20 protein-coding genes are annotated in these 21,694 nt (G+C 75.2%); 10 read left to right on the forward strand and 10 right to left on the reverse strand.

Annotated elements, in window-relative coordinates:
* Positions 1-18 precede the first annotated feature (18 nt).
* Positions 19-1,041, reverse strand: a complete 1,023-nt coding sequence (locus ACFU5J_RS08830) for a LacI family DNA-binding transcriptional regulator (RefSeq protein ID WP_430578479.1) — start codon at positions 1,039-1,041, stop codon at positions 19-21.
* Between the two features lie 221 nt (positions 1,042-1,262).
* On the opposite strand from ACFU5J_RS08830, the gene ACFU5J_RS08835 reads away from it, so the two are divergent.
* From ACFU5J_RS08835 to ACFU5J_RS08855, 5 genes are all read left to right on the forward strand, one after another.
* On the forward strand, positions 1,263-2,498 hold the full coding sequence (locus ACFU5J_RS08835) for an extracellular solute-binding protein (protein ID WP_430578480.1): 1,236 nt from the start codon (positions 1,263-1,265) through the stop codon (positions 2,496-2,498).
* Positions 2,498-4,078, forward strand: a complete 1,581-nt coding sequence (locus ACFU5J_RS08840) for an ABC transporter permease subunit (protein WP_430578481.1) — start codon at positions 2,498-2,500, stop codon at positions 4,076-4,078. Before ACFU5J_RS08835 ends, ACFU5J_RS08840 begins: the two co-directional genes overlap by 1 nt.
* Positions 4,075-4,989: a sugar ABC transporter permease gene (locus ACFU5J_RS08845; protein ID WP_430576107.1), complete on the forward strand. Its 915-nt coding sequence runs from the start codon at positions 4,075-4,077 to the stop codon at positions 4,987-4,989. The genes ACFU5J_RS08840 and ACFU5J_RS08845 overlap by 4 nt, the downstream gene beginning before the upstream one ends.
* A gap of 81 nt (positions 4,990-5,070) precedes the next feature.
* Positions 5,071-5,748, forward strand: a complete 678-nt coding sequence (locus ACFU5J_RS08850; RefSeq protein ID WP_430576106.1) for a hypothetical protein — start codon at positions 5,071-5,073, stop codon at positions 5,746-5,748.
* Positions 5,749-5,801: 53 nt separating this feature from the next.
* Entirely contained in the window at positions 5,802-7,712 is a 1,911-nt protein-coding gene (locus ACFU5J_RS08855) for a glycoside hydrolase family 13 protein (protein WP_430578482.1), read from the forward strand.
* A gap of 128 nt (positions 7,713-7,840) precedes the next feature.
* On the opposite strand, the gene ACFU5J_RS08860 is transcribed toward ACFU5J_RS08855, so the two are convergent.
* Both ACFU5J_RS08860 and ACFU5J_RS08865 read right to left on the reverse strand, forming a co-directional pair.
* Entirely contained in the window at positions 7,841-9,031 is a 1,191-nt protein-coding gene (locus ACFU5J_RS08860; protein ID WP_430578483.1) for a serine hydrolase domain-containing protein, read from the reverse strand.
* Entirely contained in the window at positions 9,028-9,375 is a 348-nt protein-coding gene (locus ACFU5J_RS08865; RefSeq protein WP_430578484.1) for a hypothetical protein, read from the reverse strand. The genes ACFU5J_RS08860 and ACFU5J_RS08865 overlap by 4 nt, the downstream gene beginning before the upstream one ends.
* Before the next feature lie 96 nt (positions 9,376-9,471).
* Here ACFU5J_RS08865 and ACFU5J_RS08870 point away from each other — a divergent pair, with 96 nt between their 5' ends.
* Together ACFU5J_RS08870 and ACFU5J_RS08875 are read left to right on the forward strand one after the other, a co-directional pair.
* On the forward strand, positions 9,472-9,948 hold the full coding sequence (locus ACFU5J_RS08870) for a MarR family winged helix-turn-helix transcriptional regulator (RefSeq protein ID WP_430576102.1): 477 nt from the start codon (positions 9,472-9,474) through the stop codon (positions 9,946-9,948).
* A 49-nt stretch (positions 9,949-9,997) separates the two neighbouring features.
* On the forward strand, positions 9,998-11,290 hold the full coding sequence (locus ACFU5J_RS08875; protein ID WP_430578509.1) for a deoxyguanosinetriphosphate triphosphohydrolase: 1,293 nt from the start codon (positions 9,998-10,000) through the stop codon (positions 11,288-11,290).
* 22 nt (positions 11,291-11,312) lie between these two features.
* Here ACFU5J_RS08875 and ACFU5J_RS08880 read toward each other — a convergent pair whose 3' ends face one another.
* Positions 11,313-11,768, reverse strand: a complete 456-nt coding sequence (locus tag ACFU5J_RS08880) for a VOC family protein (RefSeq protein WP_430576101.1) — start codon at positions 11,766-11,768, stop codon at positions 11,313-11,315.
* 92 nt (positions 11,769-11,860) lie between these two features.
* Between ACFU5J_RS08880 and ACFU5J_RS08885 the strand changes: the two genes are divergently transcribed.
* Together ACFU5J_RS08885 and dnaG are read left to right on the forward strand one after the other, a co-directional pair.
* Entirely contained in the window at positions 11,861-12,796 is a 936-nt protein-coding gene (locus ACFU5J_RS08885) for a helix-turn-helix domain-containing protein (RefSeq protein ID WP_430578485.1), read from the forward strand.
* 9 nt (positions 12,797-12,805) lie between these two features.
* Positions 12,806-14,746 (forward strand): DNA primase, encoded by a 1,941-nt coding sequence (gene dnaG, locus ACFU5J_RS08890; RefSeq protein WP_430576099.1) that lies wholly within the window; start codon positions 12,806-12,808, stop codon positions 14,744-14,746.
* Between the two features lie 46 nt (positions 14,747-14,792).
* On the opposite strand, the gene ACFU5J_RS08895 is transcribed toward dnaG, so the two are convergent.
* The 4 genes from ACFU5J_RS08895 to ACFU5J_RS08910 all read right to left on the reverse strand — a co-directional run bounded on the left by ACFU5J_RS08895 (position 14,793) and on the right by ACFU5J_RS08910 (position 17,999).
* Positions 14,793-15,359 (reverse strand): dihydrofolate reductase family protein, encoded by a 567-nt coding sequence (locus ACFU5J_RS08895; protein WP_430578486.1) that lies wholly within the window; start codon positions 15,357-15,359, stop codon positions 14,793-14,795.
* 63 nt (positions 15,360-15,422) lie between these two features.
* On the reverse strand, positions 15,423-16,367 hold the full coding sequence (locus ACFU5J_RS08900) for an RNA polymerase subunit sigma-70 (protein ID WP_430578487.1): 945 nt from the start codon (positions 16,365-16,367) through the stop codon (positions 15,423-15,425).
* 58 nt (positions 16,368-16,425) lie between these two features.
* Positions 16,426-17,193 (reverse strand): alpha/beta hydrolase, encoded by a 768-nt coding sequence (locus ACFU5J_RS08905; RefSeq protein WP_430578488.1) that lies wholly within the window; start codon positions 17,191-17,193, stop codon positions 16,426-16,428.
* 176 nt (positions 17,194-17,369) lie between these two features.
* Complete coding sequence (locus ACFU5J_RS08910; protein ID WP_430578489.1) at positions 17,370-17,999, reverse strand: TetR/AcrR family transcriptional regulator; 630 nt, start codon at positions 17,997-17,999, stop codon at positions 17,370-17,372.
* Positions 18,000-18,062: 63 nt separating this feature from the next.
* On the opposite strand from ACFU5J_RS08910, the gene ACFU5J_RS08915 reads away from it, so the two are divergent.
* Entirely contained in the window at positions 18,063-19,247 is a 1,185-nt protein-coding gene (locus tag ACFU5J_RS08915; RefSeq protein WP_430578490.1) for an FAD-dependent monooxygenase, read from the forward strand.
* A gap of 21 nt (positions 19,248-19,268) precedes the next feature.
* Here ACFU5J_RS08915 and ACFU5J_RS08920 read toward each other — a convergent pair whose 3' ends face one another.
* Both ACFU5J_RS08920 and ACFU5J_RS08925 read right to left on the reverse strand, forming a co-directional pair.
* Positions 19,269-20,723 carry an MDR family MFS transporter gene (locus tag ACFU5J_RS08920; protein WP_430578491.1) on the reverse strand — a complete coding sequence of 485 codons (1,455 nt, stop codon included), beginning with the start codon at positions 20,721-20,723 and terminating at the stop codon, positions 19,269-19,271.
* A 52-nt stretch (positions 20,724-20,775) separates the two neighbouring features.
* Complete coding sequence (locus ACFU5J_RS08925) at positions 20,776-21,564, reverse strand: GntR family transcriptional regulator (protein WP_430578492.1); 789 nt, start codon at positions 21,562-21,564, stop codon at positions 20,776-20,778.
* Between the last annotated feature and the right edge of the window lie 130 nt (positions 21,565-21,694).

Consider the following 21,694-nt stretch of genomic DNA (forward strand, 5'->3'; position numbering starts at 1 on the left):
CCGCCCCGAGGGGGTCGGTCAGGCGCGCGGAGCCGCCCCGGTGGAGCCGCGGACGACCAGCTCGGGCGCGAAGAGGAGCTCCGTGCGCGGCGCCCGCTCGCCCTGGATCTCGGTGAGCAGCGCGCTCACGGTGGCCCGCGCCATGGCCTCGACCGGCTGGCGCACGGTGGTCAGGGGCGGCTCGGTGAACGCGATGAGGGGCGCGTCGTCGTACCCGACGACCGACACGTCGTCGGGCACGGACAACCCGCGCGACCGCGCGGCGCGCACGGCGCCCAGGGCCATGAGGTCGGACGCGCAGACGATGGCGGTGTGGCCGGCGTCGAGGAGCTCGGCGGCCGCGGCCTGCCCGCCCTCGAGCGTGTACAGGCTGGAGCGCACGTGGTCGCGGGCGGCGGCCTCGTCGGCCGCGAGGCCGTGCCGCACGAGGGCGGCGAGGAACGCGGCGAGCTTGCGGCGCGACGGCACGTACCGCTCGGGGCCGATCGCGAGGCCCACGCTGCGGTGGCCGAGCGTCACCAGGTGCTGCACGGCGACGTCCACGCTGGCGGCGTCGTCGGGGGAGACGAAGGGGGCGTCGATGCCCGGCGCGTAGCCGTTGACCAGCACGATCGGCACGCCCTGGCTGCGCAGCATCGAGTACCGGGTGTGGTCGGCGCGGGTGTCGGCGTGCAGCCCGGAGACGAAGACGATGCCGTCGACGGAGTGGTCCACGAGGGTGCTGACGTACTCGTCCTCGGTGGTGCCGCCGGGTGCCTGGGTGCACAGCAGCGGGGTGTACCCGCGCTGCGCCAGGATCGACTCGATGGCCTGGGCGAAGGCGGGGAACACGGGGTTCGTGAGCTCGGGGACGATGAGGCCCACGAGGCCGGCGGAGCGACCCCGCAGCGCGGAGGGTCGTTCGTAGCCGAGGACGTCCAGGGCGGCGAGGACGGCCTGACGGGTGGAGCTGGCCACACCCGGCTTGCCGTTCAGCACGCGCGAGACGGTGGCCGTCGACACTCCTGCCTGCTCCGCCAGGTCGCTCAATCGGGTGCGCACCCGAGGAATCGTAGGGGACACGGGACCTCCTCGTCCTGGGGTGGGATACCGGCGGTCCGATCGCCGGGTGGTGGGGACGCTGCGACGTCGTTGCCACGCGTTGCTGAAAAGTTATCGCAAGATCTTGCATCGCGCTGCAACGGTCCGTACGTTGTGGGCATTCAGGGTCCGGCGGCGAGGCTGCGCGGACCGTCCACCGAAGACAGCTGGGAGTAACCACGATGCGAAGGAGCATCCTTCTCGCCTCGGCCCTGGCCACCACGCTGGCCCTCGCGGCCTGTGGCAGCGGCGAGCCGGCCGCGGAGTCCTCCGCCGACGCCGACGCGAGCGCCAAGCCGTCCGCCTCGGGCACCCTCACCGTGTGGGTCGACGAGACCCGCGAGGCCGCCGTCAAGGCCGCCGCCGAGGCGTACGAAGAGGAGTCCGGCGTCGACGTCGAGATCGTCCAGAAGAACTTCGAGGACATCCGGGCGGACTTCCTCGCCCAGGTCCCGACGGGCGAGGGCCCCGACATCACCGTCGGCGCGCACGACTGGCTGGGCGAGTTCACCGCGAACGGCGTGGTCCAGCCCATCGAGCTCGGCGACAAGGCCGACGACTTCATCCCGGTGTCGGTGCAGGCGTTCACGCAGGACGGCCAGGTCTACGGCCTCCCGTACGCCATCGAGAACATCGCGCTCATCCGCAACACGGAGCTCGCCCCCGAGGCCCCGAAGTCCTACGACGACATGATCGCCGCAGGGAAGAAGGCCGGCACCAAGTTCCCGTTCCTCATCCAGTCGGACGGCGACAAGGGCGACCCGTACACGTACTACCCGTTCCAGACGTCGTTCGGCGCCCCCGTCTTCGAGCAGAACGACGACGGCTCGTACCGTCCCGAGCTCGCGCTCGGCGGCAAGAACGGCGAGGCGTTCGCCACCTGGCTCTCGGAGCAGGGCAAGGCGGGCAACCTCAGCACGGACATCTCGTACGACATCGCCGTCGAGGCGTTCGCCAAGGGCAAGTCGCCGTTCATCGTCGGCGGCCCGTGGATGCTCGACCAGTTCAAGGACCTGAAGCTCTCGGTCGACCCGATCCCGGCCCCCGGCGACCAGGCGGCGCAGCCGTTCGTGGGCGTGCAGGGCTTCTACGTCAGCGCGCAGAGCAAGAACGCGCTCGTCGCCAACGACTTCCTCGTCAACTACATGTCGACCCCGGAGGCGCAGACCGCGCTGTTCGAGGCCGGCGGCCGCCCGCCGGCGCTCGTCGAGGCCGCGGACGCCGCGTCCTCCGACCCGCTGGTCGCGGGCTTCCGCGAGGTCGGCGCCACCGCCGTGCCGATGCCCTCCATCCCCGAGATGGGCTCGGTCTGGTCCTTCTGGGGCGTCACCGAGGCGAGCATCATCTCGGGCAAGGCCTCCGACCCGGTGAAGGCCTGGAACAAGATGGTCTCCGACATCCAGGGCGCGCTCGACTGATGTCGCGTTCCCGCTACAGGGGCGCCGAGGCCGGCTCCGGGAGCTTCTCCGGAGCCGGCTTCGCCGTCAAGATCGTGCTCATCGCCCTCGTGGACGCCCTCGGCGTCCTCGCCGTGCTGGCCGCGTGGCGCGCCGGGTCGTGGGGGATCCTCGCCGCGATGGTGGCGCTGCTCGCCGCGGCCAACTGGGTGTACTTCACGAAGCGTGCGCTGCCGCTGAAGTACATCCTGCCCGGGCTCGCGTTCCTGCTCGTGTACCAGGTGTACGTCGTGGGGTACACGGGGTACGTCGCCTTCACGAACTACGGCGACGGCCACAACTCCACCAAGGAGCAGGCGGTCGACGCCCTCCTGGTGCAGAACGAGCGCCGCGTCGAGGGCTCGCCGGCGCTGCCGCTGACGGTGGTGGAGTCGGGCGACGGCGACCTCGGGTTCGCCGTGCTGGACGACGGCGCGGTGGAGGTCGGCACGGCCGAGGAGCCGCTGACCGACGCGCCCGACGCGACCGTCGACGGCACCACGGTCACGCAGGTGCCCGGCTGGACGGTGCTCGACCGCGCGACGGTGCTGCAGCGCCAGCAGGAGGTCACGACGCTGCGGGTGCCCGTCTCGGACGACCCGGCCGACGGCTCGGTGCGCACCCAGGACGCCCGCACGGGCTACGTCTTCCAGTCGGTGCTCGAGTACGACGAGGCCGCCGACACGATGACGGACACGTCGACCGGCGTGGTGTACACGCCGAACGACGAGGGCCAGTTCGAGGCGGCGGACGGCACCACCCTCCCGGTGGGCTGGCGCGTCACGGTGGGCTTCGAGAACTTCGCGACGGCGTTCGGCGACTCCCGGTACGCGGGACCGTTCGTCAAGATCCTCGCGTGGACGTTCGCGTTCGCGCTGCTGTCGGTCGTGACGACCTTCGCGCTGGGCATGTTCCTCGCGATGGTGTTCAACGACCCCCGCCTGCGGGGCCGCAAGGTCTACCGCACGCTGATGATCCTCCCGTACGCGATGCCGGGGTTCCTCGCGGCCCTGCTGTGGTCCGGCATGCTCAACAAGAGCTTCGGCGTGATCAACCAGGTGCTGCTGGGCGGCGCGGCGATCCCGTGGCTGACCGACCCCTGGCTCGCCAAGCTGTCCGTGCTGGGCGTCAACCTCTGGCTCGGCTTCCCCTACATGTTCCTCATCTGCACGGGTGCGCTGCAGTCCCTGCCGGGCGACGTGTACGAGGCGGCCCGCATCGACGGGGCCGGCCGCTGGCGCATGTGGCGCTCCATCACGATGCCGCTGCTGCTGGTGGCCACGGCGCCGCTGCTCATCTCGAGCTTCGCCTTCAACTTCAACAACTTCACGCTGATCAAGATGCTGACGGGCGGCGGGCCACGGTTCGACGACGCGTCGGTGCCGCTGGGGCACACGGACATCCTCATCTCGATGGTCTACAACGTGTCCGGGCTGGACGGCTCCGCGCCGCGCGACTACGGCCTGGCCAGCGCGCTGTCCATCGTGATCTTCGTGGTGGTGGGCGTGATCTCCGCGATCGCCTTCCGGCAGACCCGCAAGCTTGAGGAGCTGAGCTCATGACGGAGCAGACCGCGCACGCCGCGCAGACCGCGCCGCGGGCCCCGCAGGAGCTGCGGCACCGCATGTCGCCGGGCCGCTGGGCCCGGGAGCTGGGATGGCGGCACGTCGTCGGGGTCGTGGCGGTGCTCTACGCCGTCTTCCCGATCGTGTACGTCGTCTCGGCGTCGCTGTCGCCGAACGGCACCCTCACCGGTTCGAACGAGCTGTTCGCCCAGGTGAGCGGCGTGAACTACGCCGCCCTGGGGAGCACGAAGTTCTGGACGTGGATGGGCAACACGCTCGTCATCGGCGTCGCGACGTCGGTGGGGACCGTGCTCATGGGCGCGGCGGCCGCGTACGCGTTCTCGCGCTTCCGGTTCGCCGGGCGGCGCGTGGGGCTCACGTCGCTGCTGATCATCCAGATGTTCCCGCAGATGCTGGCGTTCGTCGCGATCTTCCTGCTGCTCATCTCGCTGGGGCAGGTCGTGCCGGTGCTGGGCCTCAACTCGAAGCTCGCGCTGATCTGCGTGTACCTGGGCGGGGCGCTGGGCGTGAACACGTTCCTCATGTACGGGTTCTTCAACACCGTGCCGCGCGAGCTCGACGAGGCGGCGAAGATCGACGGCGCCACGCACGCCCAGGTGTACTGGACGATCATCCTGCGGCTGGTGACGCCGATCCTCGCCGTCGTGGCGCTGCTGAGCTTCATCAGCACATTCGGCGAGTTCATCATCGCCCGCGTGGTGCTCCAGTCGGAGTCCAACTGGACGCTGGCTGTGGGTCTCTACGGCTGGGTGTCGTCGCTGCTCGAGGCCAACTGGGGCCTCTTCGCCGCGGGCGCCGTGCTGTCGGCGATCCCCGTGCTCGCGCTGTTCCTCTTCCTGCAGAAGTACATCGTGGGCGGCCTCACGGCGGGCTCCGTCAAGGGCTGACCGGCGGCCGCCACGAAGTTCGTCGGGATCCACCCGCGATCCTTGTGGCGGCCGTCACAGCGCGGTCCTAGCCTGGGCGTCATGACCGACGACTCGCGCTCCTACTCCCCGGACCTCGCGCGTCTCACCGACGCCGCCGACGACTCGTTCTCCGTGCGCCGTGCGTACGGCGAGCCCTACGAGCACCAGGGCCAGCTGATCATCCCCGTCGCCAAGGTGTGGGGCGGGATCGGGACCGGCTCGGGGGGCGGTGGCGGCGCCGGGTCCGCGCTCGGCACCGGCACCGGCTCCGGCAACGGGACCGGCAGCGGCTCGGGCCGCGGCACCGGCAAGAGCTCGGGGGAGGGCAGCTCGCCGGGCTGGCGCCGGTCGTTCAGCTTCGGCTCGGGCTCCTCCGACACCGCGGCCGACGCCGGCGAGGCCGAGGTCGCGGACGACGCGGCCGGCGCGCCGGGTGCGCCCGGCGGCCAGGGTGGTTCGGCGCACGGCGACGCGTCCGGCGAGGCGCAGGGTGACGCCCAGGGAGAGCTCAAGGGCGAGGCCCGCGGCGAGGCCCGGGGCGAGGGGCACGGCGAGGGTGGCGGCGGTGGCGGCGGCTACGGGCTGCGCGTCAAGCCGCTGGGCGTCTTCGTGGTCTCGGCCGAGGGCACGCGCTACCAGCCGGTGCTGGACCTCAACAAGGTGATCCTCGGCGGGCAGATCGTCGGGATCGCGATCGCGCTCGCCGCGGGGTGGGCGATCGGGCGCCGCCGCCACTGAGCCGTCCTCACGTCGGCCGGGCGGCACGCCCGCCGGACCGACGAGAGGACGACATGACCACGCAGGCCTTCACGGGGGTCGCGACGCCGACCCGCACGCTGCTCGACGAGCCGCACCACGACGGGTCGGCGCTCTTCGCGCCCGACGGCACGCCCGCCCTGGGCGACGAGGTCACGGTGCGCGTGCGCGTGCCGAAGGGCGCGGGGGTGCGCGACGTGCGCCTGCGGACGGTGCGCGACGGCGAGCCCCGGCTGCTGCCCGCCCGCCGCGACGGGGGCGACGAGCACGAGGACTGGTACGCGGCCGACCTCGTCGTGCACCACCCGGTGACGTCGTACCGGTTCTTCCTCGACGTGCCCGGCGGCTACCGCTGGCTGGACGGCCGCGGCGTGCACGACCGCGAGGTGCCGGACGCCGCGAGCTTCCGCCTCACCACGCACGCACCCGCGCCGGGCTGGCTGCGCGACGGCCTGGCGTACCAGGTGTTCCCCGACCGGTTCGCCCGCTCGGCGGCCGCGGCCGGTCGTGACGCGCCCGCCTGGGCCGCGCCCGCCGGGTGGGACGACGAGCCCGCCGGCTCCGGCCCGCTCGCCGGGACCCAGCTGTTCGGCGGCGACCTCGACGGCGTGGTCGACCACCTGGACCACCTCGAGGCGCTCGGCGTGCGCACCCTGTACCTCACGCCCGTCTTCCCCGGACGGTCGAACCACCGCTACGACGCGTCGACCTTCGACCACGTCGACCCGCTGCTCGGCGGGGACGCGGCCTACGCGCGCCTCGCCCGGGCCGTGCACGCCCGCGGGATGCGTCTCATGGGCGACGTGACGACCAACCACACGGGCGCCGGCCACGAGTGGTTCCTCGCCGCCCGGGCCGACGCCGCGGCCCCCGAGCGCGACCTGTACCTCTGGGAGGACGGCGGGCCCGACGTCGTGCCCCCCGGCGACGGCCCGGGCGCCGACGGGTACGTGGGCTGGCTGGGGCACGGGTCGCTGCCCAAGCTGGACTGGGCCGCCGAGGAGACGTGGCGCCGGATGGTCACGGGCGAGGACGCCGTGGTGGCCCGCTACCTGCGCGAGCCGTTCGCCCTCGACGGCTGGCGCGTGGACGTCGCGAACATGACCGGCCGCCGGGGGAGCGCGGACCGCGCCCACGCCGTCGCGCGGGCCCTGCGCGCGCGCATCCTGGCCGAGCGGCCCGACGGCGCGCTGGTCGCCGAGCACTTCCACGACGCGTCGGGGGACCTGGCCGGCGACGGCTGGCACGCGAACATGAACTACGCCGGCTTCACGCGGCCCGCGTGGTCGTGGCTCGTGCCGGACGGCTCGGACGTCCCGTTCCTCGACCTGCCCGTCCCGGTGCCGCGCCGCCCGGCCGCGTCGATGGTCGAGACGATGCGCGAGGTCGCGGCCCTGGTGCCGTGGCGGGTGACGGCCACGCAGTGGAACATGCTCGGCTCGCACGACACGCCGCGGCTGCGCTCGATCGTCGGGTCGCCGGACCTGGTGGAGGTCGCCGCGACCCTGCTGTTCACCTACCCCGGCGCACCCGTCGTGTTCGCGGGCGACGAGGTGGGCGCCACCGGCACCAACGGCGAGCACGCCCGCACCACGATGGCGTGGGACCAGTCCGCCGGCGGGGGCCCGCGCTGGGACCCGGCGACCCTGGAGGTGTACCGGCGGCTGTCGGCGCTGCGCTCGTCGTCGGGCGCCCTGCGCGACGGCGGGCTGCGGTGGGCGGCCGTGCACGACGACGCCGTCGCCTACCTGCGCGAGACGCCGGGCGAGCGGGTGCTCGTCGTGCTGGCGCGCGCGCCGTGGCCGGGCGTGCGGCTCCCGGGGCACCTGCTCGCCGCCGGTGCCGCGCCCGAGGTGCTCTACGGCGGCCTCGGCGTCCGCGCGACCGCCGACGGCCTCGAGGTCGCCGGCGACGGGCCGGGTGTCGCCGTCGTGCGCCTCGCCTGAGAGCCGAGCAGGCGGTTGCGCACGTCCTGAGCGCTCAGAGCGCGCGCAACCGCCTGGTCGACACGCTCGAGGCGGTGCTCGCCGACGTCGCGGTACGCGGAGGGGGAGCGTGAGCTGCGCACCGGCGTCTACCGCGGCATCGTGGCGGCGTCCTCGTCGGCCTGAGCGGCCGCGCGCGTCACGGCGGCGACGAGCAGCCCGTTCTCCGGCGCGGCCCCGCCGCCCGCGCCGAACAGGGACCGCGCGTACCCGTAGGCGATCCCGGAGCCCGGGTCGGCGAACCCGAGCGCCCCCGCGGCGCCCGAGTGGCCGAACGCGCCGGCCGGCGCGGCGGCGAACCGGGAGGCGATGCGCTCGAAGCCGGCGCCGAAGTGGTCCGGCTCGCCGGTCACGACGTCGCGACCGGCCTGCCGCGGCGTCGCGAGCCCGGCGGCCGTCGACGCCGCCAGCAGCGCGGGCCGTGAGCCGGACCCGCTGATCGCCGCCGCGTACAGCGCGGCGACCCCTCGGGCCGTGCCGAAGGCGCCCGAGGACGACGGACCGCCGGCGTGCACCCGCGGGTCGGAGGCCAGCCCGACGACGTCGGTGGGCTCGGCGGTGTGCTGGTTGAAGGCGAGCTCCATGAGGGTGGCCTCGGCGAGCGGCACGGGCGCGCGCCGCGGTCCCGGCGCTCCGGCGGCCCGGGTGACCGGCGCGAGGCGCGCGCGGTCCGCCTCCGGCAGGCCGAGGTGGAGGTCCACGCCGAACGGCTCGCGCACGCGCTCGGCGTACAGCTCCGCGAGGGTCGCCCCGGTCGCGCGCCGCACGACCTCCGCGACGAGCGCCCCGACCACGAGCGCGTGGTAGCCGTACCCGTCGCCGGGCCGCCACCAGGGGCGCTGACCGGCCAGGAGCTCGGCGAGCGCCGCGTCGTCGGCGAGCTCGTCGACGCCGAACCCCTGCGGCACGGCGACGAGCCCGGCGCCGTGCGACCAGAGCGTGCCGACGGTGACGGCGCCCTTGCCCTCGGCCGCGAACGCCGGCCAGTAGTGGGCGACCGGGCGGGCCAGGTCGACGGCACCGTCCTGCACGGCGAGCGTCCCGACGAGGTGGGCCACGCCCTTCGCGACGGAGAACAGGCCCGTGACCGTGTCCGCGGTGGTGTCGGGCGCCCAGAGGTCCACGACGACGCGCCCGTGGTGGCGCACCGCCAGCTGCGCCCCGACGGGCTCGGGGTGGCGCGCGAGCGCGCGCTCGAAGGCCGCGCGCACCGGCGCGAAGCCCGGGGCCACGGTGCCCTGCACGCCCTGCGCGCCCTGCGCCGGGGGAGCGGCGCTCACCGGCCGTCCCCGGCCGACGGTGCGGCGACCGCGGTGCCCGACTCGGCGGCGAGCAGCTCCGCGATCGGGGCGAAGAAGGCGGCCACGGCGGGGTCGTCGCCCCCGCGACGCTGCGACTCGGCCAGGTCCTCGGGGCTCGCCCAGCGCACGACGTCGACCCAGGTCTCGGCGTCGAGGCGCACCAGCTCGGCGTCGACGAATCCCCGGCGGCCGACGGCGAAAGCGGCGAGCATCCCGGGCCGCGCGGCGAGGAGTTCGTCGGCGCGCTCCGCAGGGACGCGGAACCGGGTGAGCTCCACGGTGACGGGGCGGCCGGGCGCCGCGCCGGGTCGGGTGGTGGTCATGGTCGCTCCGCTCGTCGGACGTACGATGTGGTCACCTACCTATATCGTCAACATAGGTGACTATATTCCCGGCCGCCAGCCCGAGGAGGAGACCGCATGGACGAGGCCCGCACGTCGCGCGCGGCGGCGAAGGCGGAGCGACCGGACCTCGGCGTGCTGGCAGGGCGGCTCCTGTTCGCCGTCCAGGGCGCCCTGTTCGGCCGGCTCGCCGCCGAGGGGTTCGACGACCTGCGCCCGCAGCACGGCGCGGTGCTCGCCTGGATCGAGGCCGACGGCAGCCGCGCCACCGAGCTCGCGCAGCGCTCCGGCCAGCACAAGCAGGTCATCGGCAAGCTCGTCGACGAGCTCGAGGCGCTCGGCTACGTGGAACGGCACCCCGACCCGGACGACCGTCGCGCCAAGCTCGTCGTGCCGACCCCGCGCGGGCGCCGGCAGATGGCGCGGTCCGACGCGATCGTCGCCGACGTCGAGCGCGAGCTCGCCGACGCGGTCGGCGCCGCGCGCTACGCGAGCTTCGACGCCGGGCTGCGGGAGGTCGTCGAGGCCGCGAGGCGCGTCGGCGGCGCTCGCTAGGCTTCGTCTCGTGCAGACGTTCGAGCAGGGCGCGTTCGACGCCGAGGTGATGGGCCGGTCGGTGCGCCCGGACACGGGCGAGGAGTGGCTCGGGTCGTACACCGACGCCGACACGGAGCGCTGGTACCCCGAGCCGCCCAAGTCCAAGCACCGCACGGCCTTCGAGCGCGACCGCGCCCGGGTGGTGCACTCCTCGGGGCTGCGCCGGCTCGGCGCGAAGACGCAGGTGCTGGGCCCGGGCAGCGACGACTTCGTCCGCACGCGGCTCACCCACTCCCTCGAGGTGGCGCAGGTGGGCCGGGAGATGGGGCGCGCCCTCGGCTGCGACCCCGACCTCGTGGACACCGCCTGCCTGACGCACGACCTGGGTCACCCGCCGTTCGGCCACAACGGGGAGCGGGCGCTCGCGGAGATCGCGGAGGGGATCGGCGGCTTCGAGGGCAACGCCCAGACGCTGCGGCTGCTGACGCGCCTCGAGCCCAAGGTCTTCGCGGCGGACGGCTCGCCCCGCGGCCTGAACCTCACGCGCGCCAGCCTGGACGCCAGCGTCAAGTACCCGTGGGGCCTGGGCGCCGGCCCGGCACGGCCCGACGGCGGCGCGACCGGCAAGTTCGGCGTCTACCCCGACGACCGCCCTGTCTTCGAGTGGCTGCGCCGCGGGGCGCCCGGCGGGCGCGTGCGGTGCATGGAGGCGCAGGTCATGGACCTCGCCGACGACATCAGCTACTCGGTGCACGACGTCGAGGACGCCGTCGTGGGCGGCCGCCTCGACCTGCGGATGCTCGACGACGCCGACGAGCGGGCGCGGGTCGCCGCCCACGTGCGGGCCTGGTACGGGTCGTGGCACGAGCCGGACGCGATCGACGCGGCGCTGTGCCGCCTGCGCGACACCGGATACCTGGTGACGGACTTCGACGGCTCGCGTCGTGCGCTCGCCCGGCTGAAGGACGCGACCAGCCAGCTCATCGGGCGCTTCAGCGGCGCGGCCCAGGACGCGACGCGCGAGGTGTTCGGCGACGGCCCCCTCACCCGCTACGTCGCGCGGCTGGTCGTGCCGCCCGAGACGGCGGACGAGATCCTCGCGCTCAAGGGCGTCGCCGTCGCGTACGTCATGGCCCCGCGCGAGGCCGAGCCCGTGTACGGCGCGCAGCGCGAGATGATCGCCGACCTCGTCGACGTCCTGACCGACCGCGGGCCGGACGCGCTCGAGGCGCCGTTCGTCGCGGACTGGCGCGCCGCGGCCGACGACGACGCGCGGCTGCGCGTCGTCGTCGACCAGGTCGCGTCGCTCACGGACGTGTCGGCCAGCCAGTGGCACGACAGGCTCGTCCGCGGGCGCTGACCGCTGCTCCGCCGGACCCGGGTCAGGACTGCTCGGCCATCCACGCGTCGCTGGCGCGCTGCACGTCCTCGGGCGTGACGTGGTCGGCGACCTGCGCGAAGAACCAGCGGTGCCCCGCCGGACAGCGGACGGCCGCCTGCCGGAACCCCGGGAACCAGTCGCCCGGCTCCTGCGTGCTGGTGGCGCCGGCCGCGACCGCGCGGGCGTGCGCGGCGTCGGCGTCGTCCACGTTGAGGGTGAACGAGCCCGTGGTGCCGCCGCCCGGCTCGGGCGCCACCGCGCCCTCGGACGGGAACGCGGCGGCGACGGTGAACGTCGACCAGGCCGAGCCGGAGGCGATCCTCAGGTCCGAGTGGATGATCGCGTCCCCCGCGGTGATCTCGTCGATCACCTCGGCGCCCAGGCCCGCGACGTAGAAGTCGATCGCGGCCCGCGGGTCGGCGACCGTGAGGTTGGGGTGCAGGGGTGACAGGTCCATGGGGCTCCCTCCAGCGGTGCTCCGGCCGGGGCCGGCTGACCTTCCCCATGCTGGTGTCGGAGGGTGGGGGCAGTCTTGGAGGAATGCGACAGGTGTTCGAACCGCGACCGACGGCGTCCACCCGCGGCATCGTCGACCCGACGGCGGCCCGCGGCGGGTTCGCGCTGGTGCGCCTGGACCCGGCTCCGGACCTCGCCGACCTGGTGGAGCGGCACTGGGTGGTGCGGTGGGACCTGCCGCCGGGCGTCGAGTTCACGCAGGTGGTCATCCCGCACCCGAACGCGAACGTGGTCGCCGAGGCCGACGGGTTCGCGGTGCACGGCATCCCCGGCGGGCTGTTCGAGCGGACGCTGCGGGGCTCGGGCGCGGTGCTGGGCACCAAGCTGCGGCCGGGTGCCCTGCGCGTCCTGCTCGACGGGCCCGACGCCCTGCGCCCCGGCCTGGTCGCGCCCGCGGCCAGCGCCCTGGCGACCGGACCGGGCGGGCCGACCGGCGCCGACGTCGAGGTCGCCGGGCGGCGCGCGGTCGCCGCGGCCCTGGCCGGGGACGACGCGGGGGCCGTCGCGGCGGTCACGCCGCTGCTGCGCGCGGCGGCGGCGGTCCGGCGCACGCCCCGCGCGGCCGACGCGCTGGACCGCGTCGCCCGGGTGCTCGCCGCGGTGGTCGGGGGAGAGCTCGGGCCCGACGCCGGCGTGGCCGACCTCGCCGCGCTCGCGGGCACGACGCCGCGCTCCCTGCAGCGGCTGTTCGCCGCCTGGGTCGGTGTGAGCCCCAAGTGGGTGCTCCAGCGGCACCGCGTGCACCTCGCGGCGGACCTGGTCGCCGCCGACCCCGCGCGCCCCCTCGCGGACCTGGCCGCCGCCGTCGGCTACTACGACCAGGCCCACCTGAGCACCGACTTCGCGCGCGCCCTCGGGATGCCGCCGGCCGCCTACGCACGGCGCTGCGCGGCGTCGCGGGACGAGGTCGGGTCGCTCGCCGGCCGGACGCGGGGGACGGCCGACCTGGTCGGCGCCGGGCGCGCATAGACTCGGCCCGTGGCGGGGCTGATCAAGCGGGAGGATGTCGAGGCGGTACGAGAGCGCGCGCGGATCGAGGAGATCGTCTCCGCGCACGTGACGCTGAAGCCCGCGGGGGTGGGATCCCTCAAGGGGTTGTGCCCCTTCCACGACGAGCGCACGCCGTCGTTCCACGTGCGGCCCGGCGTCGGGCGCTGGCACTGCTTCGGGTGCGGCGAGGGCGGCGACGTCATCTCCTTCGTGCAGAAGGTCGACGGCATGGGGTTCACGGACGCCGTCGAGTTCCTCGCGGACCGCGTGGGGGTGCAGCTGCGCTACGAGGATTCCCGCACGGGCGCCGCCGCGGACCGCGGCCGCCGGGAGGAACCGGGCAAGCGCCAGCGCCTCGTCGAGGCGCACAAGGTGGCCGCCGAGTTCTACGCCGAGCAGCTCTTCGGCCCGGGGGCGCAGGCCGGTCGCGCGTTCCTCGCGGAGCGCAGCTTCGACCGCGCCGACGCCGAGCACTTCGGCGTCGGCTACGCCCCGACGGGCTGGGACGCGCTGCTGCGCCACCTGCAGGGCCGCGGGTTCACGCAGGCCGAGCTGGTCGCCTCCGGGCTGGTCAGCCAGGGCCAGCGCGGCATCTACGACCGGTTCCGCGGGCGCCTCGTGTGGCCGATCCGCGACGTCACCGGGGCGGTGATCGGCTTCGGCGCCCGCCGCCTGTACGACGACGACCAGGGCCCCAAGTACCTCAACACCCCCGAGACGTCCCTCTACAAGAAGTCCCAGGTGCTGTACGGGATCGACCTGGCCAAGCGGTCGATCGCGCAGGGCAAGCGCGTCGTGATCGTCGAGGGCTACACCGACGTCATGGCGGCGCACCTGTCCGGCGTCGAGTCCGCGGTGGCCACCTGCGGCACCGCGTTCGGGGCCGAGCACGCCAAGGTGGTGCGGCGCCTGCTCGGCGACACCACCGCCGGCGGCGGGCTGCAGCTCGCGTCGGGGGCGTCGCTGGGCGGCGAGGTGATCTTCACGTTCGACGGCGACGCGGCCGGGCAGAAGGCCGCCGTGCGCGCGTTCGGCGAGGACCAGCGCTTCCACGCGCAGACGTTCGTCGCGGTCGAGCCCAGCGGCATGGACCCCTGCGAGCTGCGCATGGCGCGCGGGCCGGAGGGGGTGCGCGCGCTCGTCGACGGCCGCCAGCCGCTCTTCGAGTTCGTCATCCGCACCACCCTCGACACGTTCGACCTCGACACGGTGGAGGGCCGCGTCGGCGCCCTGCGCGCCGCGGCGCCGCTGGTGGCGGGCATCCGCGACCGGTCGATGCAGCTCGGCTACGCCCGCTCGCTCGCGCGGTGGATCGGCATCGACACCGAGGACGTGCGCCGGGAGGTGGCGCGCGCGGCCTCGACGCCGGCGCGCGCCAGGCCCGACCACGACCAGCGCCGCGACTCCCGGGCCGAGCCGGAGGCCGCGCCCGCGGTGCCGGTCCTCGCGGCGCCCGACCCGCGCGACCCGGTGGCTCGGCTGGAACGCCAGGCCCTGATCGTCGTCCTGCAGTACCCGCAGCACGTGCCCGCGTCGTTCGACGAGCTGGGCGAGGCGGCGTTCGGCGTCCCCGCGTGGCGCGCGGTGCACGACGCCGTGCGCGCCGCGGGCGGCGTCGCGGCCGGTCGCGACGTGGACGGCGGCCGGTGGGTGGAGAGCGTCGCGGAGCAGGCGCCGGAGACCGTCGCGCCGCTGGTGACGGAGCTCGCCGTCGCCCCGGTCCCGGAGGACCGCGAGGCGGTCATCGGCAAGTACGTGGCCGACGTCGTGCGCGCCCTCGTGGACCTCGGGCTCACGCGGCGCATCGCCGACGCCAAGAGCCGACTGCAGCGCCTCGACGCCGAGAAGGACCCGGCCGCCTACCAGCAGGCGTTCACCGACCTGCTCGCCATCGAGCAGCAGCGGCGCACGCTGCGCGACGGGGCCTGAGCCCGGGCGCGCGCGCCCCGGGCCCGGCCTCCGTTGCCGCTCGCGGTCAGGCGCGGACCCGCCGGTACCGCGTCCGGACCGCCGCCCCGGCCTGCTCCACGGCCAGGCACTCCAGCTCCGCGGGTGCGGACCCCGCGGGGAAGAGTCGTTCCCCGTCGCCCAGCACGGTGGGGAACGTCAGCAGCCGGTACTCGTCGACGAGGTCGGCCGCCTGCAGGGCGCGCACCACGCTCACGCTGCCCATGACGACGACGTCCCGCTCCTCGCGGCGTGCGGCGTCCACCAGGTCGCCCGCGACCACCCGCGAGCCCGGCCAGGTCCGCCCGGCGGCCTCGTCGGCGAGGCTGCGGGACGCGACGAGCTTGGCCGCGGCGTTCATCCGCGCGGCGAACGGGTCGTCGCGGTGCGGCCAGATCCGGGCGAACAGCTCCCAGGTGCGGCGCCCGAGCAGCAGGACGCCCTCGTCCAGGGTGCTCCCGAGCCGGAAGGCGTCGCCGGAGACCGGCTCGGGGCCGTGCCGGAACGCCCAGCCCGCGTGCGGCGCGCCGGTCGACGGGTCGGGGTCGGAGACGACGCCGTCCAGGGTGACGAACTCGATCACGACGGTGCTCATGGTGGTGCCTCTCGGTCGACGGTCGGACAGGTCGTCCGTACGTACCGCCGAGGGCACCGGAACTCATCGCGGCGGCGCGAGCCCCTCGCCGTCGAGCGTCGGGGGCAGGTCGAACGACGCGAGGACGCCGGGGTCGATGAAGACCACGTTGGACGACACGAGGCCGCCGGTCACCGTGAGGACCTGGAGGGTGTGCAGCCGGTGCCCTCCGCCCGGCGCCGGCGCGTAGGCGGCGAGGGCCGGCTGCCCGTTCGCCGTCAGGGTGCGCACCGACCAGCCGGTCCCGTTCATCGCGAACACCCGCGCGATGAAGCGGCCGTAGTCGTCCCGCCCGCGGTACCAGAGGGGCACGGGCGGCATCTCGAGCACCGCGTCGGCGGTGAGCAGCCGCACCAGCGCGGTGACGTCGGCCGCCTCGAACGCCTGCACGTACCGCTGGACGGCGGCGCGGGTCGCGGCGTCGTCCGGGTCGCCGACGTCCTCGGCCGGGCCCACGTGGGCCACGGCCGCGCGGGCCCGTTGGAGCGCGCTGTTGACGCCCGCGACGCTGGTGCCGAGCAGCTGTGCCACCTCGGCCGCGCTGAGCTCGAGCACCTCGCGCAGCAGCAGCACGGCGCGCTGGCGGGGCGGGAGGGACTGCATCGCGGCCACCAGGGCGAGCCGGAGGTCGGTGCGGGCGGCCGTGTCGTACCGGGCGTCGGGGAACGGCTGCAGCCACGGCACGTCGGCGGCCGGGGTGAGCGGCGCCCCCGGGTCGTCGCTCGGCGCGCCGAGCCCGGACGGCAGGGGCCGCCGCGCCCGGTGCTCGAGCGCGGTGAGGCAGACGTTCGTCGCGATCCGGTAGAGCCACGTCCGCTGCGACGCCCGCGCCGGGTCGTACCGGTCGCGGGCGCGCCACGCCCGCAGCATCACGTCCTGCGTCAGGTCCTCGGCCTCGTGGAACGAGCCCGTCATCCGGTAGCAGTAGGCGACGAGCTCGCGGCGGTAGGGCTCGAGGTCGAGGTCCACGGCGTCATCATGGCGCAGGCCGGGCCCCGCCCGCCCGGGCGGCGGGCGGGGCGCCGCCTCACCGGAGGTGCCGCGCGAAGAACCGTGCCGCGTCCTCGCCGGCGAAGGCGGGGACGCCGGTGTGGCCGCCGAGGTTGGCCTGCAGGGTCTTCTCGGCGGACCCGAAGGCGTCGAACAGGTCGAGGGCGGCCTGGCGGTCGTTGCCCTCGTCGTCCCACTGCAGCAGCACGTGCAGCGGGATGGTGACACGGCGCGCCTCGTCCAGGGTGGACCGAGGCACGTAGCTGCCGGCGAAGAGCCCGGCGGCCACGATGCGCGGCTCGACCAGCGCCAGGCGGACGCCGACGGCGATCACGCCGCCGGAGAAGCCAACCGGCCCGTCGACCTCCGGGAGGGCGAGGAGCGCGTCCAGGGCGGACCGCATCTCCGGTACGGACCGGTCCACGAGGGGGAGGACCAGCCGGTCGACGATGTCGCGGGAGACGGGCTCGCCGGCGGTGATCGCCGCGCGCAGGTCCGCGCGGACCTGGTCCGCCCCGGGCAGCGGCGGCCGGTCGCCGCTGCCCGGGAGCTCGAGGGCAGCGGCCGCGAAGCCGTCGACCGCGGCGCCCTGGGCCCGGCCGGCGAGCCGGGGGTACATCCGGTCCATGCCGAGGCCACCGGGTTGGCCGAGCAGGATCAGGGGTGCGGGGTCGGACGGCGTGGCGCTCGGTGGCGTCCAGAGGATGCCGGGGATCTCGCCGAGGGCGAAGCGGCGCTCGAGGACGCCGTCGTCGAGCCGCGCGGAGGAGGTGAAGGTGAGGGCGGAGGAGGTCGAGGTGCTCATGGTCGTACCTTTCGGGAGGACTGCGTGAAAGGCGCTCCCGGGCGACCTATCGCCCGACCATGACTCCGCGGAGGAGCACCCACGTCGATACGTTCACGGGTACCACCTCCTTGCTCTGTCTCGCACGGCCTCCGCGAGGCTAGCAACGCCACCGGCACGCCTCAACGTGTTTCCGCTCAGCGGCCCGGCGGGGCGGTGAGCGCGAGGGCGCCGTGCACGATGGCACGGGCCAGGTGCCGGGTGGTGTCCGCGTCGGCGGGCGCGGCCCCCGTGACGAGCGTCAGCAGCGCGCCCCCGTACAGCAGCACGAGGGTGGGCACCGCGGCGGGGTCGACGTCGAGACCGGTGTCGGCGTGCATCGCCGCGGTGAGGTCGGACGCCTGGGTCGCCAGGCCGGCGAGCGCGCCGGCGAGAGCGGGGCGCCGGCGCGCCTCGAGCTGGAGCTCAGCGATCGCGAGGTAGCGGTCGCGGTGCGCGGTGGCGGCGTCGAGAAGCGAGGCGGCGAGCAGGTCCGTCATGCGCTCGTGGAGGTCGCCGTCGTGCCTGGGCGCCCGGCCCGCGGGCTCGGCCGCGACCGACGCCTCGGTCGCGGCGCGGGCGTCGGCGAGGTGCAGCTCGACGACCCGCTCGGCCGTGGCGACCAGCAGGTCCTCGCGCCCGGGGAAGTAGTTCGCGGCCGTCCCGGCGGGGAGGCCGGCCGCGCGCTCGACGGCGCGGTGGCTGAGGCCGTGCACCCCGGCGGCGACGAGCAGGCCGATCGCGGCATCGGTGAGGGCGCGGCGGCGCTCGGGGTTCGTCCTGGGCACGCGGCCAGTATGGCAAGATGAATACCACTACGCACGTGGTGGTATGAGCGCGGAGGTGGACGGATGACACGCACGGCGGTCCTGGTCGGTGGCGGCATCGGCGGGCTCGCCTCGGCCGTGGCGCTCGCGGACGCGGGGTGGCGCACGACGGTCCTCGAGCGGGCGCGGGAGGTCGGCGAGGTCGGCGCAGGCGTCGCGCTCACCGCCAACGCCGTGGCCGCGCTCGGCGGGCTGGGCCTCGACGGCGAGGCCGTCGCGGAGATGGGGCCGCGCACCTGGGCCGCCGGCACGTGGGACTCCCACGGGCGACCGATCCTGCGTCTCCCCGACGACCCGGCCGCGGGAGCGAGCACGGCGCTGCGCGGCGTGCACCGCGCGCGCCTGCACGGCGCCCTGCTGGAGCGGGCGCGGCGGCTCGGCGTCGAGGTCGTGACCGACGCCCGCGTGACGACCGTCGACGCGGGCGGCCCCGCTGCGCCCGCCCGGGTGCGGCACGTCGACCGCTCGGGGGCGGAGCACGAGCACGAGGCGGACCTCGTCGTCGGGGCCGACGGCGTGCGCAGCACGGTCCGGACGGCGCTGTATCCGGGCCACCTCCCCGTGTACTCGGGGTACTCGAGCTGGCGCGCCGTCGTGCCCGGGCCGTCCGTCGGGCCGAGCCTTCGGCAGTACTGGGGTGCGCGCGCGGAGTTCGGCACCATGCCCGTCAGCGACGGCGCGAGCTACTGGTACGGGTACGTGGCCCTGCCGGAGGGCACGCGGTTCGACGACGAGCACGCGGTCGCCGTCGAGCGGTTCGCCGGCTGGGCGCAGGAGGTGCAGGACGTCGTCGCCGCCACGCCGCCGGGCGCGGTGCTCCGCCACGACGTGCACCACCTGCCGGGCGGGCTGCCGCGATACGTGCGCGGCCGCGTCGTCATGGTCGGCGACGCGGCGCACGCCACCCTGCCCACGATGGGGCAGGGCGCGGCGACCGCGCTGGAGGACGGCGTCTGCGTAGGGCGCATCGTGGCCGCCGGCGTCGCGTCCGGCCGGTCGCTCGGCGACGCGCTCGCCGCGTACGACGCCGCCCGCCGCCCCCGGTGCCGGGCGCTCGCGCGGGCCTCGGTCGCCAGCGGCCGGTTCGGCTCGCACCTGGGGCCGCGCTGGCAGGGCCTGCGCAACTCGCTGATGCGCCGCACCCCGACGTCGGTGATCACCCGTGGTACCCGCGCCGTCATGGGCTGGACGCCCCCCGGTCTGCCCTGACCGGCTGCGCGGGTCCGTGGGTCAGGCGGGCGCGACGTCCGCCGTCGCGGCGCGGCGCTCGCGGGCCGCCTGCAGGTCGGCGGGCATGAACGCCGCGAGGACGACGAGCAGGACGGCCACGCCGACCAGCAGCGCGAAGACGAGGTGGAGCGCCGCCATCAGCCCGGGGCCCTCGGGGGTGCCGTCGGCGCCCACGGTGGTGCAGGCGTTGACGATCGCGCCGCAGACGGCCACGCCGACGGCCGAGCCGATCGACCGGGCGAACATGTTGGTGCCGGTGACGGCGCCGCGCTCGGTGAACGACGCCTGCGACTGCGCCGCGATGAGGGTCGGCACGGCCGTGAGGCCCATGCCCGCGCCGATGACGAAGCACGCGCCCGCGACGGCGAGCACGGACGACCCGGACGCGAGGAGCAGCGTGAGCGCCGTGCCCACCAGCGCCAGGGACGTGCCGATCACGGCGGTGAGGCGGAACCCGATCCGCAGGTAGAGCCGTCCGGCGTTCGATGCGGACAGGGGCCAGCCGATGGTCATCGCGGCGAGGGCGAAGCCCGCGACGAGCGGGCCGGTGCCGAGCACGCCCTGGGCGTAGATCGGCACGTAGGTGGACAGCGCGAGCACCACCACGCCGACGAGGAGGGAGACGGAGGTCGAGACGCCGACCACGCGGCGGCGCAGGATGGCGAGGTCCACGATCGGGTGCCGGGCGCGGCGGCTGTGCACGGCGAAGCCGGCGAGCAGCAGCACCGCGACCGCGAAGACCACCACCGACGGGAGCGAGTTCCATGCCCACCGGGTGCCGCCCTCGAGCAGGCCCAGGAGCAGCAGCGTGCTGCCGGCGGCGAGGAGCGAGGCGCCGAGGTAGTCGATCGGCTCGCGGGCGCCCTCGCGCGCGGGCTCGTGGTAGCGGCGGGCCAGCATCCAGGCGGCGAGCAGGCAGAGCGGGATGTTGACGAGGAAGATCCAGCGCCAGCTCGTGAACTGCGAGAACACGCCGCCGAGGGTGGGGCCGACGACGGCGGAGATCGCCCACACCGACGCGAGGTAGCCCTGGGTCCTGGCGCGTTCCTCGAGCGTGTAGATGTCCGCCGCGATGGTCATCGACACGGGCATGACGGCGCCGGCGCCGAGGCCCTGGAGCACGCGCCCGGCGATGAGGACGCCCATCGTGGGCGCGAGGCCGGCCACCAGCGACCCGGCGAAGAAGAGGGCGACGCCGGCGAGCATGAGGCGCTTGCGCCCCAGCACGTCGGCGAGCCGCCCGAACACCGGCGTGCTGACGGCCTGGGCGAGCAGGTAGGTGGAGAACAGCCAGGGGAGCTGGTCGAAGCCGCCGAGCTCGCGGGCGATCGTCGCCGACGCCGTGGCGATGATCGTGGCGTCGAGCGCGACCAGCGCCGTCGCGAGCATGAGGGACAGGAGGATGGGCCCGCGCTCGGAGCGCAGGCCCACGGAGGCACGACCGGTCGTGGGCACGACAGGCACAAGCCGCGAGCAACCACCGGGTATTCCCGGCGGCCGGGGGCGCTCAGGCGGTGACGGACTGCAGCACGCGCAGGTGCCCGGCGCGCGGCGGCACGATGACCTTCGCGAGGTAGAGCGGCTGTCCGCCGTGGCGCGCGGTCTGGGTGAGGACCAGCACCGGGTCGGCGGGGTCGACCTCGAGCAGCGCGCCGCGCGTGTCGCCCGGCACGCCGGCCACGATCTCGCACTCGCCCGCGGTGAGCACGGGCCCCACCTGCGCGGTGAGGTTGGCGAGCAGCGTCCCGGGCCCCTCGACGGCGCGGGGGAGCGCGTCCGCCACGGCGCGCGAGATGTCGGCGAGGTCCCGTCCGGCGGGCAGGTGCTCCTGGACGAGGGCCACCGGCTCGCCGTCGCGCAGCAGCACGTGCTCGGCGAACCAGGTGCTGGCGTCCTCGCGCAGGCCGAGCGCGCCGGAGACGAAGTCGGTCGTGGGCTGCGTGCGCACGTCGACGCGCCGCACGTCGACCGCGCCGTCGCCGTCCGCGAAGACCTGCTCGTAGGGGCGGACCCGCTCCAGGCCGGCGCGGGGGAGCGCCGCGGCGACGAAGCGGCCGATGCCCCGGCGCGTCTGGATGAGCCCGTCCTCCTCGAGCAGCATCAGGGCCTCGCGCACCACGGTGCGGGAGACGCCGAGGGCCGTGCCGAGGTCGGTCTCGTTGGGCAGCACCGAGCCGAGGGGGAACACCGCGCGCCGGATCCCGTCCGCCATCCGGGAGTAGACGGCCACCCGCATCGGCTGCCCCGGCGGGACGGCGACGGGGCGGGACAGGAGCTCGGCGACGGGCTGGTCCACGCGTTCCTCCGGGGTCGGTGCGGTGGGGTCGGTCCATTCAAGCACGTCAGAGGCCTGGTGCTTGGACGTCATACAAGGTCGTATGATGTCCAACGATCCCGCGCCGTCGCGGGCCGTGACGAAGGAGTCC

Origin of the sequence: Isoptericola sp. NPDC057559, assembly GCF_042801555.1 — a bacterium.
Lineage (GTDB): Bacteria > Actinomycetota > Actinomycetes > Actinomycetales > Cellulomonadaceae > Isoptericola.